A 25,087-nucleotide genomic window follows, 5' to 3' on the forward strand; every position below is an offset into this window, starting at 1 on the left:
TCATGATCTGCATCCAGGCACGCGGACTGCGGAAGACCTATGGCACAACGGTTGCGCTTGATGGCATCGATCTCGAGGTGAAGGAGGGCCGCATCGTTGGACTGATCGGCCCTAACGGCGCCGGCAAGACGACTGCACTCAACGCCATTCTCGGACTCACGCCTTGCCAGGGAGACTTGCGGGTGTTGGGGAAACATCCGTGGAGCGCGCGCGATGAACTGATGCGCGAGGCGTGCTTTATCTCGGACGTGGCGGTGCTGCCAAGATGGATGAAGGTGTCGCAGGTGCTGGACTACGTCGCGGGAGTACACCCGCTCTTCGACCGTCAGAAGGCTGAAGGGTTCTTGAAGCGGACTTCTATCCGGCACGCCAGCAAAGTCAGCGAGCTCTCGAAAGGGATGATTACCCAATTGCACCTGTCGGTCGTGATGGCGATTAACGCGAAATTGCTGGTGCTGGACGAGCCGACATTGGGACTCGACATCCTGTTTCGAAAACAGTTTTACGAATCGCTGCTCAACGACTACTTCGATGGAAGCCGCACGATCATCGTGACGACCCACCAGGTGGAAGAGATTGAGAACATTCTTACCGATGTGATCTTCATGGACCGCGGACGGCTGGTCTTCAATCGAAGCCTTGACGAGATCGAATCGCGTTACGTGGAGCTTACGGCCAAGCCGGAAAACGTGGTTGCCGCCAGGGCGCTGAGACCGGTGTATGAGCGATCGTCCCTTGGTCGCACGGTTCTGCTGTTCGATGGGGTGGATCGGGCACAACTTGCCGGATGGGGTTCGACACGGACGCCGAACCTGGCAGACCTTTTCGTCGCCATCATGGACAGTTCGCAAACCGGGGCACGGGGAGGCCTGCAATGAACGCTTCTTCGAACTTGATGATGGAGTCTCAAGTCACCACAACGAGCCCGCCCGCGGCGCAGATATCGGCGATGCGTCGGTTCGTATGGTGCGTGCGACGCGAACTTTGGGAGAACCGTTCCATCTATCTTGCGCCGCTCGCGATCGGCGGGGTGGTGCTGACTGGTTTTGCGATTTCGTTGTTGCGGTTGCCAGATAAAGTCCGGGCTCTCTCGGCCGGCGACCCGATGAGACTGCGCGCCGTAGTCGAACAGCCGTTCCTGTTCGCTGCGCTGATCCTGATGATGGTCGATATGGTGGTCGCGGCGTTTTATTGTCTCGATGCACTGTACGGGGAGCGGCGAGATCGCAGCATCCTGTTCTGGAAATCGCTGCCGGTCTCTGACCTGATGACTGTGCTCGCGAAGGCGAGCATCCCGATCCTGGTGCTCCCGTTGGTGAGCTTCGCGGTCACGGTAGCAACGCAGATCATCATGCTGATTGTGGGCAGCGTGGTATTTGCCGCACATGGGATGAGTGCCTCGGTGCTGTGGACGCACGTACCAGTACTGCAGACCGCAGGCATTCACTTCTATCACCTGGTGGTGTACCACGGCTTGTGGTATGCGCCATTCTATGGCTGGCTGTTATTGGTATCGGCGTGGTCGAAGCGAACACCGCTGCTGTGGGCCGTGTTACCAGCGGTCGCGGTCGTGGTAATCGAGAAGATTGCCTTCAACACATCGTATTTTGGCGGGCTACTGTTGCAACGTCTTGGAGGATCATCGCAAAGTGGCGGCGGCAACGGCATGACCATGGACATGCTTACACCGCACCACGCCGGTCAATTCCTGGTCAGCCCGGGGCTTTGGTTTGGGTTCGTACTTACGGCTGGGTTCCTGCTCGCCGCTGCGCGCCTGCGTCGCTGGCGTGGAGCCGTGTAATTGCGGGCTCACTATCACGTGCCGGCAAGAGCCCACGTTTTATTGCGAGGGGGACAGTGAAGCTTCGGGACGTTTGCGCATCAGCACCTTGCTGCCCTGGTCTGCATATTCGACCGTATCCATTAATTTGTTGATGAGGAAAACGCCGCGGCCGCTGCCGCGGAACAAGCCTTCGCCCTCCAAAGGGTTCGGCACGGCTTTGACGTCGAACCCGGGGCCCGGGTCCTTGATCACTACGACCAATTCACCGGAGTCGTCGAAGGTGACGCAGCACTGCACGTGCTTGCTGCGATCGTTGTTGCAACCATAGCGGATGGCGTTGATGAGGGCCTCGTCGAGCGCGAGTTGAACGTCGGCGATTTCGCTTTGCGTCCATCGTTTGTTATTGAGGAGTTCTACGACCCCGGCGCTGATTTTCTTCATGTCTTCGGGATCGGCGGGGATCACGATGTTCATCTGGCAGGTGGAGCAATAGGGGATCATCGCGCTGAGGTTCTCGATGCCTTCGAGCGCGACCCGAAGTTCCTCGAGATTGCGGCGCAGTTCGAGCTGGGCCGCGACCTGGCGTTCCAACGCTGTGAGCGCATTCTTTTGTTCAGGCGTCAGGGTGCGTGGGACGTAGTCGATTACACAGAGAGTTCCCAGGGCATAACCATCGCGAGAAGCAAGAGGAGCTCCAGCATAAAAACGGATGTGAGGCTCACCTTTCACGACAGGATTGTCGCGGAAGCGAGGATCGAGGGTGGCATCGGGCACGGTGAAGACGCCCTTTTGCTCGATGGCGTGCGAGCAGAAAGAGATACTGCGCGCGGTCTCCTGTACGTCGATGCCGATGCGGGACTTGAACCACTGGCGATCTTCGTCTACCAGGGTGATGAGCGCTATGGGAGTTTCGCAGATGTGGGAGGCGATGAGGGCGAGATCGTCGAATGCCTGCTCGGGCTGGGTGTCGAGGATTTTGTACTGACGCAGCGCTTTCAGCCGTTCGGATTCGTTGCTGGGCACGATTCCTCCTTGCACATGCGAGTGAGCAATATACCGCAACTCCCTTTACGGATGGCGACGTTTCGGCGAAGATGCCATGGCCGTAAATTTCGATACAACGCCGATGACCGCACGAACGACACTCGCCGCCGAACTCCTTGCTGAATTTTTGGGGACGCTGGTCCTGATTCTGTTTGGGACTGGCGTCGTCGCCATGGTGCAGCTGTTCCCTTCTGCACACCCCGGAGAAACCATTAACGGCGGCTATACCAACATTACGATCGGCTGGGGGCTGGCGGTCACGATGGGGATGTACATCGCGGCGCGGGTTTCCGGCGCGCACTTGAACCCGGCGGTGACGCTGGCGCTGGCAGTGTTCCGCGGATTTCCCTGGCGCAAGGTAGTTCCCTACTCTCTGGTGCAAACGGCGGGAGCGTTCGTAGCCGCGGCGATCGTCTACCTGAACTATCTGCCGGCATTTCACAAAGTCGATCCGGGGCTGGCGCGCACGGCGGGCGTGTTCACTACGTTTCCGGCGTTCGGAGAGATTCCCTTGGCGGGGTTCCTGGATCAATTGATCGGCACAGCGTTGCTGCTGCTGATGATCTTTGCGATCACCGATGAGCGGAACATGCCGCCGCAATCTAACCTGACGCCGCTGATGATCGGGCTCGTGGTGGTGGCGATTGGCATGAGCTTTGGAGCGATGCACGGGTATGCGATCAATCCGGCGCGCGACTTTGGACCGCGGCTGTTCACAGTAGTCGCGGGATTCCGGCAGAACGGAATTACCGATGGAAGCAGGGTGTGGTGGATTCCGATTGTCGCGCCGCTGCTTGGCGGGGTGATTGGGGCTGCGATTTACGATTTCGGTGTCAGGCCGTTTCTACCTTCCTCGAAATAATTTCGGAGGTGCGTTTGCCATACATCCTTGCTCTCGACCAGGGGACCACGAGTTCGCGCGCCATTGTGTTCGATCAGGATGGAGTGGTGCGTTCGGTGGCGCAGCGCGAGTTCACGCAGATCTTTCCGCAAGCAGGATGGGTGGAGCACGACCCGGAAGAAATTTGGGCGTCGCAGATCAGCGTGGCAGTGGAGGCGCTGAGCCGGGCGGAACTTCGCTCGCGTCACGTGGCGGCGATCGCCATTACTAACCAGCGCGAGACTGCCGTGGTGTGGGACCGCGAAACCGGGAGGCCCGTTTATAACGCGATTGTTTGGCAGGACCGGCGGACGGCCGGATTCTGCGATCAGCTGAAAGCCGCGGGGCACGAGGAGTTTGTGCAGCAACGCACTGGGCTGCTCATTGACTCTTACTTTTCGGGGAGCAAGGTACGGTGGATTCTCGACAACGTTCCGCAAGCAAGAAGCCTGGCGGAGCGCGGACGGCTGGCGTTCGGCACCGTAGACAGCTGGCTGATCTGGAAGCTGACGAGCGGGAAGCTACACATCACCGACGTGAGCAATGCTTCGCGAACGATGCTGTTTAACATTCACACCTGCCAATGGGACGAGGAACTGCTGAGGCTGCTGGAGATTCCGGCATCGATGCTGCCGGAGGTGCGGTCGTCGAGCGAAGTGTATGGGACGGTGCAGACGAGCCTGGGGCTGGAATCGATTCCGATTGCGGGGATTGCGGGCGATCAGCAGGCATCATTGTTTGGACAGAGATGCACTTCCCCGGGGATGGCGAAGAACACGTACGGGACCGGCTGCTTCATGCTGCAGAACACGGGCGAACGCGCGGTGCCGACGTCGAACCGGCTGGTGACGACCGTGGCGTGGAAGATTGGCGACGTTGTGGAGTATGCGCTTGAGGGCAGCGTGTTCATCGGCGGCGCGGTAGTGCAGTGGCTGCGCGATGGATTGCGGCTGGTGCGGAGTTCTGGCGAATTCCAGGAGCTGGCGAATTCCGTGAAGGACAATGGTGGCGTTTACGTGGTGCCGGCGTTTGTCGGACTCGGTGCGCCGCACTGGGACCAGTATGCGCGGGGCGGGATTTTCGGAATTACGCGCGGGACAACCGACGGACATGTCGCGCGCGCGGCGCTGGAGAGTATTGCGTACCAGGTGGCCGACCTGTTGGACGCGATGCAGCGCGATACCGGTGTGCCACTGCCGGAGCTTCGCGTGGATGGTGGAGCGGCAGCGAACGAGACGCTGTTGCAGTTCCAGGCGGACATTATGGGGGTGCCGGTGGTTCGGCCGTCGGTGACGGAAACGACCGCGCTGGGTGCGGCTTTTCTCGCGGGCATCGCGGTGGGATTGTGGAGCGATCCTCAGGTCATCGCGAAGATGCCAGTGGAACAAAAACGGTTCGAGCCTCGCATGGGGAGTGCGGAAGCGCTGGCGCTGCGACACCAGTGGGAGAAGGCGCTGTCGAGGGTTAAGGGATGGGAAGAAGCGTAGGAGCTTGAGGAGTTCGTGTTCTCACGTCTCGTAATCCCACGTCTCGAAAAACGCGAGACATGGGGCACCCGACGTTTCTGGCGCGGCATGCTTTCTATTGCAGCGCGTTGTCGTTCGAGGTTGCTGAGCCGGTTTGGTTGTAGCGAATGACTCCGGTTTCGTCGCTGTAGAATCCGCGCTGACCGGTGGAACCGACCGTGATTGGGCTCGCGGCAATGGAGTAGAGCGACTGCGGAGTGGCGGCGGCGGCGCCGCTGAGGACGAACGTGTAACCGCTCTTAGTGCCAGCACCGAGAACGTTGTCGATGAGACAGGCGCGCGTGGAAGTCGCGCGGCGGCTACCGGTATCGCAGATACGCGTGGGGCCCGCAAGGTTTGTGAGGGTCAGGGTGAAACCGACGTCGGGATAGGCGGAGGAGTAAGTCATTTCCGCGGTGTTGATGGTGCGGAGTGAGCCGACGGCCGATGCTTCGTTCGCCGCCATGCGGGACCGCAACAAATTTGGGATTGCGATCGCGGCGATGATCAGGATGATCGCCACCACAATCAGCAGTTCAATTAGCGAGAAACCTTTTTCTGCCGCCATCTCGAATTCACCTTGCGAATTCTGGGGAGATAAGCGGGACTGTCTACGAACTGCGGGAACGTTAGCCCAGTGGCACGGAAGTGGGAAGATGACGGAAGTAATGTCAGGGGCATTCCTGTTGGACTTGGCGGAACAGCAGATCCTTCTCGCTGCGCTCCTCAGGATGACAGGAGAGGGCGGTGTGAGGGATGGAGTAGTGCGGGCTGGTTGCGCAGCAGGGGCTAAAGCCCCGTTTCAAAAGGCGATTTTCGGAGCGACTGAAGTCGTGCCCTGATACAAACTCGCCTCGATACGAGTTTTTCAGCAGTCTGTGAGGTCGTGCCCCGATACAAAACCTTTCGAAACGAGTTTTCCCAGCAGTCTATGAAGTCGTGCCCTGATACGAGGCGCGAACTACGAAACGGCGCTGGTTTTGTTGCTGCGGGCGGGCATGAACAGGAGTTGCTTGCGCGGGAGGATGAAGGAGAAGACGGCGCCGTGGTTGAGTTCGCTTTCGGCGCGGATTTCGCCGCCGTGGGCGCGGACGATGTGTTTGGCGATGGCGAGGCCGAGGCCGGTGCCGCCGGATTGCACGGAGCGCGCTTTGTCGACCCGGTAGAAGCGTTCGAAGAGACGCGCCAAGTGCTCTGAGGGAATGCCGGGGCCGAAGTCGCGGATGTAGAAGAGGACGCGGTCTTCGACGTCGCGGGAGCCGAGGAGAATTTTGCCGCCGGTGCCGCCGTACTTCACGGCGTTGTCGAGCAGATTGCTGAAGACCTGGCGAAGGGCGTCGCGGTCGACTTCGACTTCGCCTTGCGCGGTGTTCATCACCGAGAGCTCGATGCCCGCGCCGCGATGGTGGTCCTGGAAATTTAATTCCGCTTCCGCAAGGAGCTCGCCGGGAGTGACGGCGTGGAACTCCATGCGCTGTTCCCCGCTTTCGACGCGGGCGAGAGTGAGGAGATCTTCGGTGAGCCGGTACATGCGCTGGGCGTTGCGGCGGATGATCTCCACGAATTCGCGGGCCGGATCATCTTCGCGGAAGGCCTCGCTCAAAGTTTCGGCATAGCCCTGGATGGAAGTCAGCGGCGTGCGCAATTCGTGCGAAACGTTGGCGATGAAGTCGCGGCGAGTCTTTTCAACGCGCTCGGTTTCGGTGAGGTCGTGGAGAACCGCCACTGCGCCGCCGCCGGGCATAGGCGCGGTGGTCGCAGTGAAGGTGCGTCCGGGCAGAAGAGTGCTCACGCGGGTCGAGGTGACACGGCGGCTCTCGAGTGCCTCCTGCACGCCGCGGAGGAACTCGGGGTCGCGGACGGTCTCGATGATCTTGCCATTGCGTCGAATACCGGTGGGCAGCATGCGTTCCATGCGCTGATTCGCCCACATCAGGCGGCCATCGTTGGAGACGGCGATGACGGCTTCCTGCATGGAGTTGAGCAGGGCTTCGAGTTCCTGGCGACTGCTTTCAACTTGCGCGAATACTTCCTGCAACTGGCGAGCGGTCTTGTCGAGCGCGGTGGCGACCTTGCCGATTTCGTCGGTGGAATCTTCAGCGATTCGCGCCGAGAGATCTCCGGCGGCGATGCGATCAGCGAAGTAGACGATGGCCTTGAGGCGTCGGCTGATGTTTTGGGTGGCAAATGATGCGAGCAGGAGCGCAAGCGCGGCGGCGAGCAGCGAACTCAGCAGCAGGGTGTGGCGAACTTGTCCGGTAATGGCATCGAGCGCGGAGAGCGGATAAGCGAGACGAACGGCGCCACCGGGAATGGGGGCTGCGGTGTAGAGAAAGTTGATGCCGAGAGTATGGCTACGGCGCGTGTTGGTGCCGATGTTGCCATGCAATGCGGCGACGAACTCAGGCCGCGTGGCGTGGTTCTCCATGTCGGCGGGGTTGGCGTCGGAGTCGGCCAGAACGAGGCCGTCGGAGGTGATGACGGTGGCACGAGCGTTGGCGGCCTTGGAGACTACGCGGGCGATCGACGGCAAGTCGGCATTGCGTTCAGCCTGGACGCGCAGCGCGAAGAGCTGCACTTTTTCGCGCAGCGAGGATTCGATTTCAGTTTGAAGAGAGTTGACCCAAGCGCGACGGATGGCAATATCGAGGGTCAGGGTGCAGGCGGCGATAACGACGAGATAAGCAAAAAAGAGTTTGAGGAAAATCCTTCCTCTCACTTCGGTACCTCGAACCGATAGCCGGCCCCGCGCACCGTCTTCAAATAGCGGGGATCCTCGGGATTCTCCTCAATCTTCTCACGAATCCTTCGGACGTAAACGTCCACCGAACGCGGGGTGACGTAGTGGGTTTCGCGCCAGACGGCATCAAGGAGCTGGTCGCGGGTGAAGACGCGGCCGGGATGGCGCGCGAGGTACTCGAGCAGGCGGAATTCCGTGGCAGTGGTCGTAACCAGATTGCCACGAACCGTGAGCGTCATAGCGCCGTTATCAATGACGATGTCGCCGGCGGTAACGACGGCGGGCGGCAGTGGGCGCTCGAAGCGGCGAAGCACGGCCTTGATGCGGGCGATGAGCTCGCGCGGGCTGAAGGGCTTAGCGATGTAGTCGTCGGCACCGAGATCGAGGCCGGCGATTTTATCGGCTTCCGATGTTTTGGCGGTGAGGAAGATCACGGGAGTCATGGCAATGCTGCGGCTGTGGCGGATCTGGCGGCAGATTTCGAGGCCGTCCGCGCCGGGGACCATGATGTCCAGGAGAAAGAGATTAGGAGGCGTTTTTTCCGACTCGGGGATTACGCCGTTTCCCGTGAGAAATGTGCGAACTGCGAACCCTGCGCCTTCCAGGTGATAGCGCACCAGCCGAGCAATATCGGCATCATCTTCGACGACAAAGACCGTTTGTTTCACGAGCTAATTGTAAACAAGAGGAGGCGGATTGCAGCCGTTTGAAAGCAGGGATTCATGGAGTTTTAACTTTGGATTGGGGGAAATGGCAGAACGCAGATCCTTCGTCGCTTCGCTCCTCAGGATGACAGGAGAGAGTAGTGATTGTACGGGCAGGGGTGTGGACTGGCCGCTCGGGGAACTTCTCCACGCGCATAACCCATGAGAGGGGTGACGGGATAGGGGTCCTTCGACTGCGCACGCTGCGCGTGCTCCGCTCAGGATGACAGAGGTTGTTAATCAACTCTCCACAATCAACGCTCCACCCTAATCACGGAGGTTGCGCCAGAGGAGGTAGGCGCCGAGGAGGGTGCCGGCGAGGACGGCGGCGGATTTCAGCATGGAGGTGCGGACGGCGCGTTGACGGGCTTCGACGATTCGGGACTCGGGGGGATCGCCGATTTCGCCTTCCGGGCCTTGATGGTAGGCCATGTGGAGGAGTTCCGCGGGGTGGAGGGCTTGGCGATCAGTTTGCTGCGCGATCTGTTCTCGGCAACTGAAGCCCTCGGCGACGATGATGGTGTCGCGGGAGGCAGAACGGACCTTGGGAAGAAGTTCGTGTTCGCCAACAGCGATGGAGACGTCGTACTTCTCGCCGGCTTCGAAGCCGAACGCACCGGCCATCCCACAGCAGCCGTTGTTGGGGAGTTCGTAATCCACGCCGAGGCGGTCGAAGAGCTTGTGTTCGCTCTCGACGCCAACGATGGCTTTGTGATGACAGTGCGCGTGCGCGAAGACCTTGCGATGGAGAGTGGGCAGCGGAAGCTTGTGCGCGTACTTCTCGAGGAAGTCACTGAGGAGGTAGGTTTGATCTTTTAGGCGCTGGGCTCGGGGACCGTCAGGAAAGAAATTGACTAACTCATCGCGGAAAACGGAGGCGCAGCTTGGCTCGAGGAAGACGATGGGAATGCCGGCGTCGATTTCGGCGGCGAGGGTGGTCATGGTTTTGACGAGTTGGAGCTTGGCCTGCGCGAGGAAGCCGTGGTCGTAGAGGGGGCGGCCGCAGCACATGTCGGCTTGCGGGACGATGACCTGGAAGCCGGTGGACTCGAGGACTTCGAGCGCGGCGACGGCGGTGTCGGGATAGAAATGGTTGTTGAAGGTGTCGGGCCAGAGGAGAACTTTGGGGGCATCAAGGTTGCGCGATTGGTGGTCGCGGACGAGTTGCTGGAAGGTCTTCGGCGCGAAGGCGGGAATGCTCCGCTGCTGCGGGATGCCGGCGATGAGCTTCGCGATCGAACTCAGGCCGGGAGTTTGGGTGGCGAGATTCACGAGGCCGGGAGCGAGTGAGGCGAGACGTGCCCAATCGTGAATGAAGCCGAAGGCATAGGCCTGGCGCGGGCGGAGGCGGTGTTCGTAGTAGTGGGAGAGGAATTCCGCTTTGTAGGTGGCGACGTCGACGTTGACGGGGCAGTCGCTTTTACAGCCTTTGCAGGAGAGGCAGAGGTCGAGCGACTCTTTAACTTCTTCGCTCTGCCAGCCGTCGCGAATGATTTCGCCCTGCATCATTTCGAAGAGCAGGTGGGCGCGGCCGCGGGTGGAGTGCTGCTCTTCCCCGGTGACACGATAGCTTGGGCACATCACTTTGTTTTCGTGGCGACGGCACTCGCCGACACCGACGCAGCGGAGTGAGGCGCGGGCGAAACTGCCGCCATCGGCGGCGAAAGTGAAGTGGGTGGACGGCTCCCAGGGATGGTAGTGGGGACCGAGACGTAGGTTGTCGTCGAGACGATTGGGAAGTACGACCTTGCCGGGATTCATCTTCCACTGCGGGTCCCAGATTTGTTTGAACTTGCGGAAGGCTTCGATGAGTTCGGGGCCGTACATCTTCGGCAGGAGCTCGGCACGGGATTGACCGTCGCCGTGTTCGCCGGAGAGTGAGCCTCCGAAGCTGACGACGAGGTCGGCGGCTTCTTCGACGAAGGCGCGATAGGTGGCGACGCCGGATTCGGTTTCGAGATCGAAGTTGATACGCGTGTGCAGGCAGCCCTGGCCGAAGTGCCCATAGAGAGTACCGGTGTAATGGAACTTGTCGAGAAGCGATTGGAACCGGCGAAGATATTCGCCCATGCGCGCGGGGGGAACGGCGGCATCTTCCCAACCTTCCCAGAGTTGGGGCTCGCCGGGAACAAAGGCGGTGGCGCCGAGACTGGATTCGCGGATTTCCCAAACGGTTTTTTGTTCAGCGGCGTGCTGGTAGAGGCGCGCTTTGGCACGCGAACCAACGTGGGCGAGGAGGGCGCTGGCCTGCTGCGCGGCTTCACTGGCGGAGTCGGCGCCGAATTCGATGATGAGGAAGCCGCTGCCCTCGGGAAGGAGGTCGAGGTTGAGATGGCGCAGGTGCTTGCGGCGGATGGCGGTGATTAGCTTGCCGTCGATGGCTTCGAGCGCGATGGGGTTGAAGTGCAGGAGTTCAGGGACGTCGTCGGCCGCGGCGAAGATGTTTTCGTAGCCAAGAACGACGAGGGCTCGGTGCTCGGGGTTATGAATGAGGCGGAGCTTGGCTTCGAGCACGGTGACAAGCGTGGATTCGGAGCCGACGAGGGCGCGCGCGATGTGGAAATTGTTTTCGGGGAGAAGGTCGTCGAGGTTGTAGCCGGAGACGCGGCGCGGGATCTTGGGATACTTGGCGCGGATGAGGTCGGCGTATTGGTCGCCAATGGCTTGCATCGACCGATAGATTTCGGCGCGGCGATCGTTGGCGGCTAGGATTTGATCGAGTTGCTCACGGGACGTTGGGCCAACGGTGAGCTCGAGGCCGTCGTAGGTGAGGACGCGGAGTTCATGAACGTTGTCGCCGGTCTTGCCGGCCATGACCGAATGCATGCCGCAGGAATTGTTGCCGATCATGCCGCCGAGAGTGCAGCGGCTGTGAGTAGCGGGATCGGGACCGAAGGTGAGGCCAACTTTGGTTGCAGCATTTCGCAACTGATCGAGAACGACACCGGGCTGCACGCGGGTGTACTTCCCTTCCCGGTTGATCTCGAGAATCTGGTTCATGTACTTCGAGAAGTCGAGGACGACGGCGACGTTGCAGCATTGGCCGGCGAGGCTGGTGCCGCCACCACGGGCGAGGACGGGAGCGCCGAATTCGCGGCAGGCAGCTAGAGTGGCGCGGACGTCGTCGTCGGATTTCGGGAGGACGACACCGATGGGGATCTGGCGGTAGTTAGAGGCGTCGGTGGCGTAGAGGGCGCGGCTGCTGGTGTCGAAGCGGACTTCGCCGGCGAGGGTGGAGCGGAGGCGGTGTTCGAGACGGGAGGCGTCGACATCGGATGCGATGATGGAGACGAGGTGGTCCGTGGACATGAGGCTCCTGGCAACAGGAGATGATAACGCGGGGGTGGGCGTGGGGCGGTGACGGTTTGTTGGGGGATGCAGGGGCTAAAGCCCCGAAAGTTTTAAGGAAGAGGATCGGCATCGCTGAAGCGATGCCCTGATACAAGGCGAGTGCGACGTGCGCGAATAACGCGGGAGCGATGTCACGAGGAGATGTCACGAGGAGATGTCACGAGGAGATCTCACGAGGAGATCTCACGAGGACAGGAGTCCTTCGACTGCGAATCCGGATTGGGATCCGGATTCTCCGCTCAGGATGACAGAAGGAACAACCCTAATTTCGGTGGTTATTTGACTTCGATTTTCAGGCCGGAGACTTTGACGATTTCGATTTTGGTTTCGCCACCCATGTCTTCGGCGTTGACGGTGAGGGTGCCGCCTTTGTCGTCGCTTACGAGGCTGAACTTGTTGCCGTCCAAGGAGGACATGGCGCTGGAGTAGCGCGACTTGTAGAAGTCCGCGACTTTCTGGACGGAGTCGCCGGTGGTGAGTTTGATGCTGGCGGTGGTCATGTTGCCGAACTGGGCTTCGGAGCTGTCGCCGGATTGCGACGCACCGGGATACATATCGACACCGATTTTGCGAGCGAGGTCGCGGGCGGTGCTTTTGTTGGTGGATGCTTTGAAGCCGCCGAAATCCACAGAATTGGAGTTGCCGTCGTGCATCATGCGAGCGCGTTCGACGCGGCTCTTGATGCGGTGGGCGACGAAGACCATCGAGCCAATGCTGAGGATGAAGATCACGACCAGCACGCCACCGACGATCAGAAGAATTTTGCCGATGTTGCTACCGCCCGAGGAAGGAGGTTGCGGGGTGTAGGCCTGGATCGGAGGTACCGCAGCAGGTGCGGCGGATGTGGCGGCGGGAGCGGTGCCGGCCGGGGTGACGCTCTTACCGCACTTCGTACAGAAGTGCGAGGTTGCATCCATCGTGGAACCGCAATTCGTACAGAAAGCCATGTATGAGCCTCAGGGATAAGAAGCGCGCCCATAGGGGCATTCAGCGGCTTCTTGCGATTGGCGAAAGTATAGCGCGAAAAGAGCGCGAGGCATTGGGCAAAACGGAAAGAGGAGCCGACTGGGGCTCCTCTTTTGGACAAAATGTTGTGGGGTTAGCGGCTGGGGTAGGCCATCCAGGCACGCGAGAGGTAGTCGGTTAGGGTCAGGCCGAGCAGGAGGAAGAGGAAGAACAGCGTGCTCAGGATGACGATCTGGGTGAGGCGAGTGCTGTACTTGATGTGCATGAAAAACAGGATGACCGTAGTCGCCTTCGCGGTAGCGATGACGAGCGCGATCACTGGGTTCATGATGCCGAAGTTAATCGTGGCCGCAAACACAGTGAGCGCGGTCATCACCATGAGGAACAGGAAGATGCCGACGTAAAGCTTCGGCGAGACGATGTGGTTGTGGGTTTCTTCCGTATGGGCCATGGCGCTTATCCTGTGTGCTTGTGGCTGATCAAGTAGAGCAGCGGGAATAAATAGATCCAGACAATATCGACGAAGTGCCAATACAGTCCGACGTTCTCGACCGGCGAGAAGTAGTTCTCGTTAAATTTGCCTTTATACGCAGCCACGATCAACCAGATCAACAATCCAGCGCCGATGATCATGTGGGTAGCGTGCATGCCGGTCATCGCGAAATAGAGGGCGAAGTAGAGCGAGGTATGCGGCACGTCGTGCCAGCCCTTATCTACTCCGTTCTTATCGAGGCCGGAGAAGTACTTACCGGGGAGTTCGTGGTTCTCCCAGTGGTCGTGGTATTCGACGGCCTTGATACCGAGGAACACACAGCCGAGGACCAAGGTCAGGATGAGGAAGAGGATGATGAGGTTGCGCTTCCCTACCTGCGCCGAGTGCACGGCCATGGCCATGGTGAGCGAGGAGAAGATGAGCACGGCGGTGTTGATGGCGCCGAGCGTGATGTCCATGCGCTGGCTGCCATCCACCCAGGATTGGTAGTAAGACAGGCGATAGATCAGGTACGCGCAGAACATGCCACCGAAGAACATGATTTCGGTGATCAGGAAAATCCACATACCGAATGTGGCAGTTTCCTTCTGCTGCTCCATGTCGCGAAAGTGATGTTGCAGCTCGCTGGCTACAACGGCCTGGTCGCTAGACAACGGGGACCTCCTCCTGGGGCTGGTTCTCGTAATCGTAGGCTTCCCAGGTGACAACAGGTGTCTTATCGAAGTTGTGGGCGGGTGGCGGCGATTGCGTCATCCACTCCAAACCAACGGCGTTGTACGGATTGTTGGGTGCGATCTGCCCATACTTCAGCGACCACAGGAAATAGAAGAGCGGGAACAGATATCCCACGGCGAGCACCGAAGCGCCGGCGGTGGAGAGCACGTTCAGAACCTGGAATTCAGGGGCGTAGGCGTGATAGCGACGCGGCATGCCCATGTATCCGAGAACGAATTGCGGGAAGAAGGTGAGGTTGAAGCCGACGAAGACGAGCAGCGCCGAGAGCTTTGCCCAGGCTTCGGGATACATGCGGCCGGTCATCTTGGGCCACCAGAAGTGGAGTCCGCCGAGATAACCCATGATGGCACCGCCGACCATGATGTAGTGGAAGTGCGCGATCACGAAGTAAGTGTCGTGGACGTGGATGTCGACGCCGAGGTTGGCGAGGAACAAGCCGGTGAGTCCGCCGATGGTGAACAGTCCAATGAACCCGAAGGCGTAGAGCATCGGGGTCTCGAAGCTGATGGAGCCTTTGAACATCGTAGCCGTCCAGTTGAAGACCTTTACGGCGGACGGGATGGCGACGAGGTAGCTCAGAAGCGAGAAAACCAGAGCAGCGTACACCGAGATTCCGGCGACGAACATGTGGTGCGCCCACACGAGGAAGCCGAGGACGGCGATGCCGATCGAGGAGAGCGCAACGAATTCATATCCGAAGATGCGCTTACGCGTGAAGCAGGGCACGATCTCGGAGATCACCGCCATCGAAGGCAGAATCATGATGTAGACGGCGGGATGCGAATAGAACCAGAAGAGGTGCTGGAAGAGCACCGGGTCTCCGCCAAGCTGCGGGTTGAAGATGCCGATGTGGAAGGCGCGCTCGAGAGCGGCGAGCACCAGGGTGATAGCAACAACCGGCGTACCGAGGACCATGATCAGGCTGGCGGCATAATGCGACCAGATGAAGAGTGGCAGGCGGCTCCAGGTCATACCGGGAGCGCGCATGCGGTGGATGGTCACGATGATATTCAGTCCAGTGAAGATGGACGAGAACCCGGCGACGAAGACGCCGAGGGCAACCGGGATCACGTTAGTATTGACGTACTCGGTGCTGAGCGGAGTGTAGAAGGTCCAGCCGGTGTCAACGCCGCCCATGAACATGGCGACGAGCGCCATGGTTCCGCCAATGATGTAGAGATACCAGCTCAGCAGGTTGATGCGCGGGAAGGCCAAGTCCTTGGCGCCGACCATGAGGGGCACGAGGAAATTGCCGAGCGTCGCAGGGATGGACGGGATCAGGAAGAAGAACACCATGATGATGCCATGCATCGAGAAGAGCTTGTTGTAGGTGTCGGCTTCGACCAAGTCGCCCGCGGGGGTCAGCAGCTCAAGACGGATGAGCATGGCGAAGAACCCGCCAATTGCGAAGAACACGGTGATCGAGATCAAGTAGAGGATCGCGATGCGCTTGTGGTCCTTCGTCAAGAGCCATGACTTCAGACCGTACCCTGCATTGAGGTAGGTCTCTTTTTCCACGGACTGATTGATTGCTGTTGTTGCCATTGTTTGTCCTTAGCCCTTACTGCTGGGTCGCGTTGTTCGGCACAACGGGACGGTTCGTTACAGGTGCGCTATTGGGGTTCGGTCCGGCGAGCGACTTCACGTACTCCACCAGCGCGATAAGTTGTTCTTCACTGAGTTGTCCCTGGAAAGTCGGCATGATCGGCTTGAAGCCGCTGACGACTTTTGCCCCGGGATTCAGGATTGATTCGCGAACGTAATTTTCATCGGCTACGACGGTGCGGCCGTCATCAAGCAGCACGGGCTTACCGAAGACACCGGTAAGGTTCGGGCCGCGGCCCTGGGTATCCGAACGGTGGCAGGTGGCGCAACCGTACTGTTGGAACAGCTTCTGTCCGGTGCCGGAGAGCGAGCCTTCCGCACCGCCACCGCTGAGCCATGCCTCGTATTCATCCGGCTCCATGACGATGACTTCGCCAATCATGCCGGAGTGCTGGGTGCCGCAATACTGTGCGCAAAAGAGATGGTAGGTACCGGCCTTGGTCGGATGGAACCAGACCACGCTGTAGCGCCCGGGCAGAACATCGGCCTTGACGCGGAACGCGGGGACGAAGAAGTCGTGGATGACGTCCTGCGAGGACATGATCATCTTGACGTCGCGGCCCATGGGAACGTGGAGGGTATTGATTTCGCGGACACCTTCGACGTGCTGGAACTTCCACATCCACTGCTTGCCGACGGCGTAAATCTCCATGGCATCGCGCGGGGGGCGGCTTTCGATGAAGAAGATGCTTGCGCCCCAGACGAACATCACCATGGCGATGGCGAGGGGGATCAATGTCCAAGTCAGTTCGAGAGGAACGGAGCCCTCGATCTGTTCGGCGTGCGGATGCTTTTCTTTGCGGTACTTAACGGCGAAGAAGACAACGACGAACGCGATCAGCAGTGAAAAGAACACTGTGACAGCACACAGGAAGAAGAAAAGAATATCTACCTGCGGCGCGATCTTCGAGGCTTGCGCCGGAAATAATGGAAGCTGTTCCCACATATCGCTCAGGCCTGTCCTGTCTCATGGCGGCCAGCGTGCGAGTCACGGCGAACCATCAGCACGATAAAGCCCCCTAATAGCAAAACGGTTGCGGCGCCGAAGATGCGCAACAAATTCGCAACAACAGCGCCGTATTTTCCGGTGTGTGGATCGTAGTGGTAGCAATACAGAACCACTTTGTCCACGAGGTTTCCAATCTTGTCCTGCGACGCCTCGACGAGGCCGAGACGCAAATCCTTGGGTGCGTATTCGATTCCGTAGTAGTACTGCGCGAGCTTGCCCTGCGGGGTCACGATCATGATGCCGGCAGCGTGAATGAACTGCTGCATCTTGGGATCCCAGCGGTACTTCCAACCCACGACATTCGCGAGCTTGGCGACATCCTTCGGATCGTTCACGGTGAGGAAGTGCCAGCCATCTTCGGCCCCGGGCCGGTTGTATTCCTTCAGGAAGCTGGCCTTCTTCTCTTTCGCGAGTTCAGGCGTATCGCGCGGATCGATGCTGACGGTGATGACTTCAAACTGATTGCCCGCACTGAACGTCATGGTCTGTAGAGCGCTGTTGAGCCCTTGCAGGACCTCGCTGCACAGCATGGGGCACTGGTAATAGACCATCGTGAGGATGACGGGGCGGCCCTTCTTGAAGTAGTCGCCGAGTTTCACGATGTTGCCGTTCTCGTCCTTGAATTGAAGGTCGAGAGGAATCTGCGTGTCGAGGTGCTGGTCGATACCGATGTCCTTGAGGCTGGCAGGATCGACTTGCGATGCGGGGCCCGAATTTTGTTTCTCCATGAACGCCGCAGGCGGCTGGGCAATCGCCGCGCTCACTGCGAGCAGCGGGAGGGCCATCCATGCGAGAAATTTGTTGCTACGCTTCACTCTTGTTTCCGTTTCTCTCCGCCGAAGCGGATGTTGCTCTACTGCACGCCCGGTGAACCGGCAGCGGGCTTCGCGCCTGCGGCTGGCTTGGGAGCGGTTTGCTTATCGGTGTTGGCGGTCGCGGTGGGCTGCTGACCGGCTTGGCGGGTGGGCAGGCCACGCTGCGCTACGAGCGCCATCGCGTCATTGATGTTGAGGTGGATGGTGCCGTCGGCGCCCTGATACGGATGAGCTGCGTAGAGGTGCTTGTCTTCTTCTTCCTTAAACTTGCTCATGTCCGCGGTGTCATCGGTCTGGAGACGAGGCTCAGGGAAGCTGACGACGCTCTGCGGACCGGCATTGGTCAGCGGAGGGGCTTCAGTTCCGGTGACCATCGTCGCCATGGGGTTCGGGTTCTGATCGTAGGGCACGACTTTCTGTGCGCCGACGAACATTCCCCAGATCACCAGGTGCGATACGACGCCGGCGATGCCGACACCGGCAAGAAAGATGACGATGCCACGAACGCTCAGGTCCGACTTGTCGAACCCGACGTCGGTGTTCACCGCGGGATGCGAATGATTATTAGTGTCCATGTTCGCTCATGCTCAACAACAGCGGCATTTGCGGGTCGTACGCCGGGGCTAGCGGCGCCTTGCGCAAGTTAAAGAAGAAGAACGCAAGCCAGAGTCCGCCGATACCTATGACTGACGCGGCGACGGCAAGGAGAACCTGGAGTTCCGGGAATGCACCCGCTTGCTCCGGATGCGGTGCGTCGAAGTTCGGCGCGATGTACCAGAAAAGGTCCACCACTCGCATAAAGATCATGAACACCGCTAGCATCCAAAGCCTGTTCAGGCTTCGCTTGAACTCTTGCGACAGCATGATGCCGAACGGAACGAAGAAGTGGAACATGACGATGAAGATCGCGACCGGCGCCCAAGCCCCGCGGATGCGATGCAGGTACCACTGGATTTCTTCCGGCAGGTTCGCGGACCAGGTGATGAGGAACTGCGAGTAGGAAAAGTATGCCCACAACAGCGTAAAGGCCATCATCAGCTTACCGATGTCGTGAACCTGGGTGCGGGTGACGATCGTGCGATAGGGCTCGTACTTGCTCACCAGCCACAGCATGATAATCACGAAGGCTAAGGCCGAGAGACCCTGGCCAGCGAGATAGAGCAGACCATAGATGGTGGATACCCAACCGTGCGTAAGGGACATGACCCAATCCACCGCCGCGAAGGTGATGGTGAAGACGTAGAGGATCAGGCCCGGTGCGGAGATCGCCTGCAGCTTTCCGGAGAGCGATGGCGCTGGACCTTCATCGTAGCGACGGCCCCATCCGCTGACGGTGTAAGAGAGGGCCGTCCAGATGACGAAGTAGATGGCGGCGCGAATGTAGAACCAGGGGAAATTCAGCCACCAGGTCTGGTGATCAACCCACGGATAGAAGCTGGGTGCGGCAATGGCGAATGGGATAAAGATGATCGCCATCAACGGGAAGCCTTTTGCGGCAGCCTCGAGGAAGCGGCGCGAAACCAAGCCCCAAAGTCCGCCAGTGACGTACTGCAGCATCAGCAGAGCCATGCAGCCGAGGCTGAGGCCCAGCCAGAGCATGAAACCGACGAGATAGCCGCGCATGAAGGCCTGGTGCCAAAACACGCCGATCACTGCAAGCGCAATCGCGCCGATGACGCCGATGATGACCGAGTTCCTTTGCCAACCGGCAGCGGCGGCAGGAACGGTGTAATCGAACTCTCTCACGTGCGTGTCGCTCACTTGGTTTCGCCTCCCTTTACTTGTTTCGGAGGCTCTGTTGCTCCGGATCCCGGCGTGTTGGTGGCGGGGACGGTTGAAGTCAGTTGGCTCTCGGGTACGACTTGCATGCCAGCAGGAACGTCGGCCTGCTGCGCATTCTGGCTTAATTGCAAAGCCCGGATGTAGGCCGAGATTGCCCAGCGATCCGCGACTGGGATCTGCGTAGCGTAGTCGGGCATGGCGCCGAAGCCGTTGGTCATGACGTCGAAGAAGTGTCCGATGGGCGCCTTGCGGAGACGATCGGTGTGATACGACGGCGGACGGCGCAGGCCACGCTGGACGATCATTCCGTTGCCGTCGCCGAGTTCGGAGTGGCAGGGCGAACAATAGATGTTGTAGCGCTGCTGGCCGCGGGCAAGAACGTCGGCGGTGACCGGGAACGGCATCACATCGCCTTCCTGGGTGCCGATTTTGCCGGTATAGAAATAGGTGTCTTCCTTCAACTGGCCGCGCGCGACGGTGCCCTCAACCATCGGGCGAGCGCTGCGCTTATCAGCGAAGAAGTCGCTCATTCGCAAAGGAATGAACTTGGGCTGGTCGTGCATGTCCTGACGGCAACCGGCGAGGATCAAGCCGGAGATGCCGAGGAGCGCGGCCGCGGTGATGCGAGTCAATCGAGTTCCCATTGTTTTCGGGGTGGAAGTGCTCCGCGTATTAATGGGGCACCTCCGTGATGAATTCCGGCTTGAGGTCGGCGAGGAACTGTTCGGACCGAATGCGGTCGAACATGGGATCCGCGGCCTCGAGGCAGAGGAAGAACTTGTCGCGGCTTGCGGCGGCGAAGCGGTCCACGTTGAAGACCGGGTGATACGGCATAGGCAGACCGTTCAAGGCGAGCATGCCGAAGACACCAGAAAGCGACGCGAAGAGAATCGTGAGTTCGAAGCACGGGATGACGAACGCGGGCCATGAATTATACGGACGGCCAGCGACGACGACAGGGTAGCTGATGGCCGAGCACCAATATTGCAGCGCGAAGGCCGAGAGCCCACCCATGATTCCGCCGATCAGCACGATGAGCGGAACGCGGGTCTTAGGGAAACCGATAGCGTCAGAAAGCTCTTCGTTCGGGAACGGAGAGTAGGCGTCCATTTGGCGATAGCCGGCGGCGTAGGCTTTTTTCGCGGCGTTGAGCAGCGAGCCGATGTCGTCGAACTCAGCCATGAGGCCGTAGATGGGAGTAGCGGGCGCGTGTTCCATTACGCCTTCACCTCCACCGCGTGCGGCTCAGATTCGGGCAGCAGCGCTTTGATTTCGAAAATAGTGATCATCGGCAGCACGCGGATGAACAACACGAACGCGAAGAGGAAGAAGCCGAGCGTACCGAGGTAGGTCGCCCAGTCCCAACGGGTTGGGGTGTACATGCCCCACGAGGAGGGCAGGAAGTCGCGGTGCAAGCTGGTGACGACGATGATGAAGCGTTCCAGCCACATGCCGATGAGGATGTCCATTGAGATGACGAACTGCCAAAACGGGCTCTTACGAACCTTCGGGATCCACAGGACTTGCGGGATGAGAATGTTACAGGCGATCAACGCCCAATATCCCGGAGCGTACGGCCCGCGCCAACGAGTCCACACAATGGCGCGCTCGTAGATATTCGTCCCGTAGAACGCCATGAAGATTTCCATGAAGTAGCCGTAAGCCACAATGAGGCCGGTGGCGAGCATGATCTTGGCGGCATTCTCGAGGTGGCGCGAGGTGATCATGTCGCTCACGCCGTAGTAGTGACGGATCGGAATCGCCAGAACGAGAACCATGGCGAAGCCGGAGTAGATGGCGCCTGCGACGAAGTATGGCGGGAAGATCGTGGTGTGCCATCCGGGCAATTGCGCGACGGCGAAGTCGAAGGACACGACCGTATGCACGGAGAGGACGAGGGGCGTGGCGAGGCCGGCGAGGAGCAGGTACACCGACTGATAACGCTTCCAGTGCCGGGCGGAGCCGCGCCATCCCATGGCGAGCAAGCCGTAAATCGTCCGTGCGTAGGGATTTTTCGCGCTATCGCGGAGGGTGGCGATGTCGGGGATGAGGCCGACGAACCAGAAAATCGCGGAGACGGTGGCGTAAGTAGAGACCGCGAAGACGTCCCATACGAGCGGGCTGCGGAACTGCGGCCACACCCCCATGGAGTTGGGATACGGGAACAACCAGTAGGCCAACCAAGGGCGACCGACGTGGAAGAGCGGGAACATGCCGGCGCAGGCCACGGCGAAGAGCGTCATGGCTTCGGCGAAACGGTTGATGGAGTTACGCCAAGTCTGCTTGAGGAGCAGCAGGATGGCAGAGATCAGCGTGCCCGCGTGGCCGATACCGACCCACCACACGAAGTTGATGATCGCGAAGCCCCATGCCACCGGAACGTTGATGCCCCAGATGCCGACACCGCGCAGGAACAACCAGGTGACGGCCATGAGGAGCAGGTTGACGAAGACGAAGCCGATGAAGGCAGCGCCCGTCCAGCCCAGCCCCAGCGGGCGACGGAGCACGATCGCGGAGATCTTGTCCGAAACCGTGCCGAAGTCGTGTCCGGGGGCAAGTACTGGTGGTTCGCCCGGCTCAAGGACGTCTTGTAAGACTGTTTTCTCGTCTGGACCTTGATGCATCGTTACTTCCGCTCCATGGCATGCTCGAGTTCAGGGTTCGGGTTGCGGACCACCGCCATATATGTGGTGCGCGGACGGTTGTTCAAGTCTTCCAGCAATCCGTAATTGCGCTGCTGCGCGCGAAGCTTGGCTACCTGGCTATTGGGATCGTTGAGATCGCCGAAGGTGATAGCGCTCGCCGGGCACGCCTGCGCGCACGCGGTGGTGAATTCGCCATCCGCAATGCGGCGCCCATCGCGCTCAGAGTTGATGCGGGCGTGCGTAATGCGCTGCACGCAGTAGTTGCACTTCTCCATCACGCCACGGCTGCGCACCGAGACATCCGGATTGCGCATCATCTTGTACTGTGGCGTTTCCCAATCTTGATAAAGCAGGAAGTTGAAGCGACGCACCTTGTATGGGCAATTGTTCGAACAATAACGCGTGCCCACGCAGCGGTTGTAGACCATGTCGTTCAGGCCTTCACTGCTGTGAACGGTGGCGCCGACCGGGCAGACCAACTCGCAGGGCGCGTTCTCGCATTGCTGGCAAGGCACCGGCTGGTAGTAGGTCTTGGGATCGTCGGGCGAGCCCTCGTGATAGTTGTCGACGCGGAGCCAGTGCATGTGGCGGCCGCGTTTAACGAGTTCCTTGCCAACGACCGGGATGTTGTTCTCAGAGACGCAAGCGACGACGCAGCTCTTGCAACCAATGCAGGAGTTGAGATCAATCGCCATGCCCCACTTGTAGCGAGTCTCACCCGGCTTTTCGCTGTAGTCGTAGGGCTGGAAGATGGTGAGCCCTTCGACTGGAGCTTCCGTCTTTTCGTGCGCGAACTCGGGATTGGCAATGAAGTCTTCGAGGGTGGCGACGCGAACCAGGTCGCGGCCATCCATGTTTTGCCAGCCTTGCGTGGTGGCGAAGAGGAACTTCTTGCCGGTCTTCGCGATCTGGACGCCATTCACGATCCACTGTTTGTCGGAGGTGCGGGCCTGATAGGCGTTGTACCCTGTGCCAGTGCCCACTCGGCCAGCGCGCGTTCGGCCATAGCCCAGGAAGACAGTGACTGAATTCTTAGGGTGACCGGGCGTGAGCCAAGCGCCGCCAACGATCTTGCGGCCATCGACGGTGATCTCGAGTTCGTCCTCGGTCTTGATTCCCATCTGCTCCGCCTGGGTCACGTTCATCTCGATGGGATTGTCCCAAGTGAGCTGCGTGATCGGCTTCGGAGCTTCCTGGAGCCAGCCGTTGTTGGAGTATTCGCCGTCGTAAATCATGGGATCGCGGCGGAAGATGAGCTCCATCGCGCTGTCGCTGGCGGCGTTCGTCGCGGCGGGAGCGCCCTTCGCGCTGACAGTTTTTGCGGGTGCGGCGGTGCCGGCGATGAGGCCATCGTGCACAGCCTTGCGCCACCAGGCTTCGAAATCGGCGCCCGTGTGCTGCTTCTGCCACGTGCCCTTTACCAGTTCATAGCCGCTGGTGGAACCTTGCCCGTTGAGCGCGGCGACGAATTCGTACTGGCTCTTGCCGTTGTAGAGCGGAGCAATCAGCGGTTGCTGGATGGTGACGGTGCCGTCGAAGGCACGAACATCGCCCCACTGCTCGAGGAAGTGCGTACCGTTGATGTGCCAGTGCGACAAGACCGCGGTTTCGTCGACGTAGAGGCCGTGATGGATGCGGACCGCGACTTTCTTAAAGGCGTCGAGGAAGGCGAGGTCGGCGGGGGCTTCGTATACCGGGTTCGCGCCCATGACGACCAGCAAGTCCACCTTGCCGGAGTTCATGTCGGCGACGAGTTCCTTGAGGCCGGCAGTTTGATCCGCGGGAATCTGTTCGATCGGCTCGGTATACGTAACGGTCGTGCCAACCGCGCCGAGAGCGGCATTCATGGAGTGCGCGAGAGCATGAACCGCGGGTGGTTGATGCTCACCGACCACGACGACGGCGGCGCCCTTGTGCTTGTTGAGATCCGAGACTATTGCGGCAACCTGGTTTTGCCACTCCTGCTTTGCTGAACCACCAGCGCCAGCTACTCCGATGCCCGCGGCGATGGCACGTCCGAATTGTTCGACATCGGAGGCGCGCATCGGGATGCGGTGATCGGCCTTGCCGCCGGTGTTGGTCGGCGTGCTCTCCGCCATGTAGAACCGAACCATTTTCTCTTTGAGGTCGGGCTGGCGGCGCTGCGAGAAGTTGCGGGCGTACTTGTGAAAGCCGGGGAATCCGCTGGAGAGGAAATCGCCATCGAGCGAAAGAATTATGTCGGCCTTGTCGAGGTTGTACTGCGTCTCGACGTACTGACCGAAGGCAAGTTGCGAACCAGCGCGAGCGTTGTCGCGACCCGCCGGGTCGTACTGCACCAACTTTGCCTGCGGATAAGTCTGCAGAAGCTGCTTGATCTGCGCGCCAAGCGTTGGCGATGTGGTCGAGCGAGTGAGAAGTCGAAGTCCAGCGCCCTGCACGGCCTTCTGCGCGGCCAGCGGATTCGCAACGGCACCGACAAACGAGCCCCAGGTGCGGATCTCGTTATCGAGCATTACGACCTGCGAGCGGTCGGGATCGTACATGGTGAGAACCGAGGCCTGAGTAAAGACATCGGTACCGCCGAGCGTCGCGGGGTGCTGCGGGTTCCCTTCCAGCTTAGTTGGCCGACCTTCATGGCTTTCCGCGAGAACCGGCACGGCGTAGCCGCCGACGGTGTTCGCGGTTGCGAAGAAGAGGGGCTTGCCAAGGGTCAATTCTTCGGGCTGGCGAACGTAAGGAACGATCGGCTCGATCGGCTGCTTGGTACAGGCGGTAAGTCCGGCGAGCGCCAACGAAGCGCTCATCAGCTTGAGGAAGTCGCGGCGGGAACTGCCACCGTCGTCTACCCACTCCGAGGCCTGCCGCGGAAATTCGCGGTGCAGCATTTCCTGGAACTCATCCGTATTGGAGAGTTCATCGAGGCTGCGCCAATATTGCGGGCCGTCCTTGGCCGCCGCCAACTGCTGTTTCACGTCGGCGAGTTCGAGCTTGCCCTTCTTGCTGGGGCAAACGTCCGCGCCGTTCTTCTTTGATCCGTTATCCATCATG

21 protein-coding genes are annotated in these 25,087 nt (G+C 59.9%); 4 read left to right on the forward strand and 17 right to left on the reverse strand.

The annotated features are described in order from the left end of the window. The first annotated feature begins 2 nt into the window (after positions 1–2). Both ACID345_RS15385 and ACID345_RS15390 read left to right on the forward strand, forming a co-directional pair. Positions 3–878, forward strand: a complete 876-nt coding sequence (locus ACID345_RS15385; RefSeq protein ID WP_011523785.1) for an ABC transporter ATP-binding protein — start codon at positions 3–5, stop codon at positions 876–878. Then, complete coding sequence (locus ACID345_RS15390) at positions 875–1,801, forward strand: hypothetical protein (protein WP_011523786.1); 927 nt, start codon at positions 875–877, stop codon at positions 1,799–1,801. Before ACID345_RS15385 ends, ACID345_RS15390 begins: the two co-directional genes overlap by 4 nt. 39 nt (positions 1,802–1,840) lie before the next feature. On the opposite strand, the gene ACID345_RS25655 is transcribed toward ACID345_RS15390, so the two are convergent. Continuing rightward, complete coding sequence (locus ACID345_RS25655) at positions 1,841–2,806, reverse strand: ATP-binding protein (RefSeq protein WP_011523787.1); 966 nt, start codon at positions 2,804–2,806, stop codon at positions 1,841–1,843. Between the two features lie 76 nt (positions 2,807–2,882). Between ACID345_RS25655 and ACID345_RS15400 the strand changes: the two genes are divergently transcribed. Together ACID345_RS15400 and glpK are read left to right on the forward strand one after the other, a co-directional pair. After that, a complete protein-coding gene (locus ACID345_RS15400) occupies positions 2,883–3,689 on the forward strand; it encodes an MIP/aquaporin family protein (protein WP_011523788.1) in 807 nt (268 codons plus the stop codon). An 8-nt stretch (positions 3,690–3,697) separates the two neighbouring features. After that, on the forward strand, positions 3,698–5,194 hold the full coding sequence (glpK, locus tag ACID345_RS15405; RefSeq protein WP_011523789.1) for a glycerol kinase GlpK: 1,497 nt from the start codon (positions 3,698–3,700) through the stop codon (positions 5,192–5,194). A 94-nt stretch (positions 5,195–5,288) separates the two neighbouring features. Here glpK and ACID345_RS15410 read toward each other — a convergent pair whose 3' ends face one another. The 16 genes from ACID345_RS15410 to ACID345_RS15490 all read right to left on the reverse strand — a co-directional run bounded on the left by ACID345_RS15410 (position 5,289) and on the right by ACID345_RS15490 (position 25,086). Continuing rightward, the gene (locus ACID345_RS15410) at positions 5,289–5,780 is read right to left on the reverse strand and encodes a prepilin-type N-terminal cleavage/methylation domain-containing protein (RefSeq protein WP_011523790.1); all 492 of its coding nucleotides are present in this window, start codon (positions 5,778–5,780) and stop codon (positions 5,289–5,291) included. A 393-nt stretch (positions 5,781–6,173) separates the two neighbouring features. Then, positions 6,174–7,931: a sensor histidine kinase gene (locus ACID345_RS15420; protein WP_011523791.1), complete on the reverse strand. Its 1,758-nt coding sequence runs from the start codon at positions 7,929–7,931 to the stop codon at positions 6,174–6,176. Continuing rightward, on the reverse strand, positions 7,928–8,620 hold the full coding sequence (locus tag ACID345_RS15425; protein WP_011523792.1) for a winged helix-turn-helix domain-containing protein: 693 nt from the start codon (positions 8,618–8,620) through the stop codon (positions 7,928–7,930). The genes ACID345_RS15420 and ACID345_RS15425 overlap by 4 nt, the downstream gene beginning before the upstream one ends. 303 nt (positions 8,621–8,923) lie before the next feature. Further along, positions 8,924–11,965: an FAD-binding and (Fe-S)-binding domain-containing protein gene (locus ACID345_RS15430; RefSeq protein ID WP_011523793.1), complete on the reverse strand. Its 3,042-nt coding sequence runs from the start codon at positions 11,963–11,965 to the stop codon at positions 8,924–8,926. Positions 11,966–12,282: 317 nt separating this feature from the next. After that, a complete protein-coding gene (locus ACID345_RS15435; protein ID WP_011523794.1) occupies positions 12,283–12,954 on the reverse strand; it encodes a zinc-ribbon domain-containing protein in 672 nt (223 codons plus the stop codon). Between the two features lie 152 nt (positions 12,955–13,106). Continuing rightward, positions 13,107–13,424 carry a cytochrome C oxidase subunit IV family protein gene (locus tag ACID345_RS15440; protein ID WP_011523795.1) on the reverse strand — a complete coding sequence of 106 codons (318 nt, stop codon included), beginning with the start codon at positions 13,422–13,424 and terminating at the stop codon, positions 13,107–13,109. A 5-nt stretch (positions 13,425–13,429) separates the two neighbouring features. Further along, the gene (locus tag ACID345_RS15445; protein WP_011523796.1) at positions 13,430–14,119 is read right to left on the reverse strand and encodes a cytochrome c oxidase subunit 3; all 690 of its coding nucleotides are present in this window, start codon (positions 14,117–14,119) and stop codon (positions 13,430–13,432) included. Further along, a complete protein-coding gene (ctaD, locus tag ACID345_RS15450; protein ID WP_011523797.1) occupies positions 14,112–15,746 on the reverse strand; it encodes a cytochrome c oxidase subunit I in 1,635 nt (544 codons plus the stop codon). Before ctaD ends, ACID345_RS15445 begins: the two co-directional genes overlap by 8 nt. 16 nt (positions 15,747–15,762) lie before the next feature. Then, positions 15,763–16,752, reverse strand: a complete 990-nt coding sequence (gene coxB / locus ACID345_RS15455; RefSeq protein ID WP_011523798.1) for a cytochrome c oxidase subunit II — start codon at positions 16,750–16,752, stop codon at positions 15,763–15,765. Positions 16,753–16,757: 5 nt separating this feature from the next. Next, positions 16,758–17,630, reverse strand: coding sequence for an SCO family protein (locus ACID345_RS15460; protein ID WP_041855764.1), 873 nt, complete (start codon positions 17,628–17,630; stop codon positions 16,758–16,760). Positions 17,631–17,668: 38 nt separating this feature from the next. Further along, the gene (locus tag ACID345_RS15465) at positions 17,669–18,205 is read right to left on the reverse strand and encodes a hypothetical protein (protein ID WP_011523800.1); all 537 of its coding nucleotides are present in this window, start codon (positions 18,203–18,205) and stop codon (positions 17,669–17,671) included. Next, a complete protein-coding gene (locus ACID345_RS15470) occupies positions 18,195–19,391 on the reverse strand; it encodes a hypothetical protein (RefSeq protein WP_011523801.1) in 1,197 nt (398 codons plus the stop codon). The genes ACID345_RS15465 and ACID345_RS15470 overlap by 11 nt, the downstream gene beginning before the upstream one ends. Further along, on the reverse strand, positions 19,388–20,044 hold the full coding sequence (locus ACID345_RS15475; RefSeq protein ID WP_011523802.1) for a c-type cytochrome: 657 nt from the start codon (positions 20,042–20,044) through the stop codon (positions 19,388–19,390). Before ACID345_RS15475 ends, ACID345_RS15470 begins: the two co-directional genes overlap by 4 nt. A 40-nt stretch (positions 20,045–20,084) precedes the next feature. Continuing rightward, complete coding sequence (locus tag ACID345_RS15480) at positions 20,085–20,630, reverse strand: DUF3341 domain-containing protein (RefSeq protein WP_011523803.1); 546 nt, start codon at positions 20,628–20,630, stop codon at positions 20,085–20,087. Further along, positions 20,630–22,036: an NrfD/PsrC family molybdoenzyme membrane anchor subunit gene (gene nrfD, locus ACID345_RS15485; RefSeq protein WP_011523804.1), complete on the reverse strand. Its 1,407-nt coding sequence runs from the start codon at positions 22,034–22,036 to the stop codon at positions 20,630–20,632. Before nrfD ends, ACID345_RS15480 begins: the two co-directional genes overlap by 1 nt. 2 nt (positions 22,037–22,038) lie before the next feature. After that, on the reverse strand, positions 22,039–25,086 hold the full coding sequence (locus tag ACID345_RS15490) for a TAT-variant-translocated molybdopterin oxidoreductase (RefSeq protein ID WP_228370657.1): 3,048 nt from the start codon (positions 25,084–25,086) through the stop codon (positions 22,039–22,041). Position 25,087 lies beyond the last annotated feature (1 nt).

The sequence above is a fragment of the Candidatus Koribacter versatilis Ellin345 genome (genome assembly GCF_000014005.1).
GTDB lineage: Bacteria > Acidobacteriota > Terriglobia > Terriglobales > Acidobacteriaceae > Korobacter > Korobacter versatilis_A.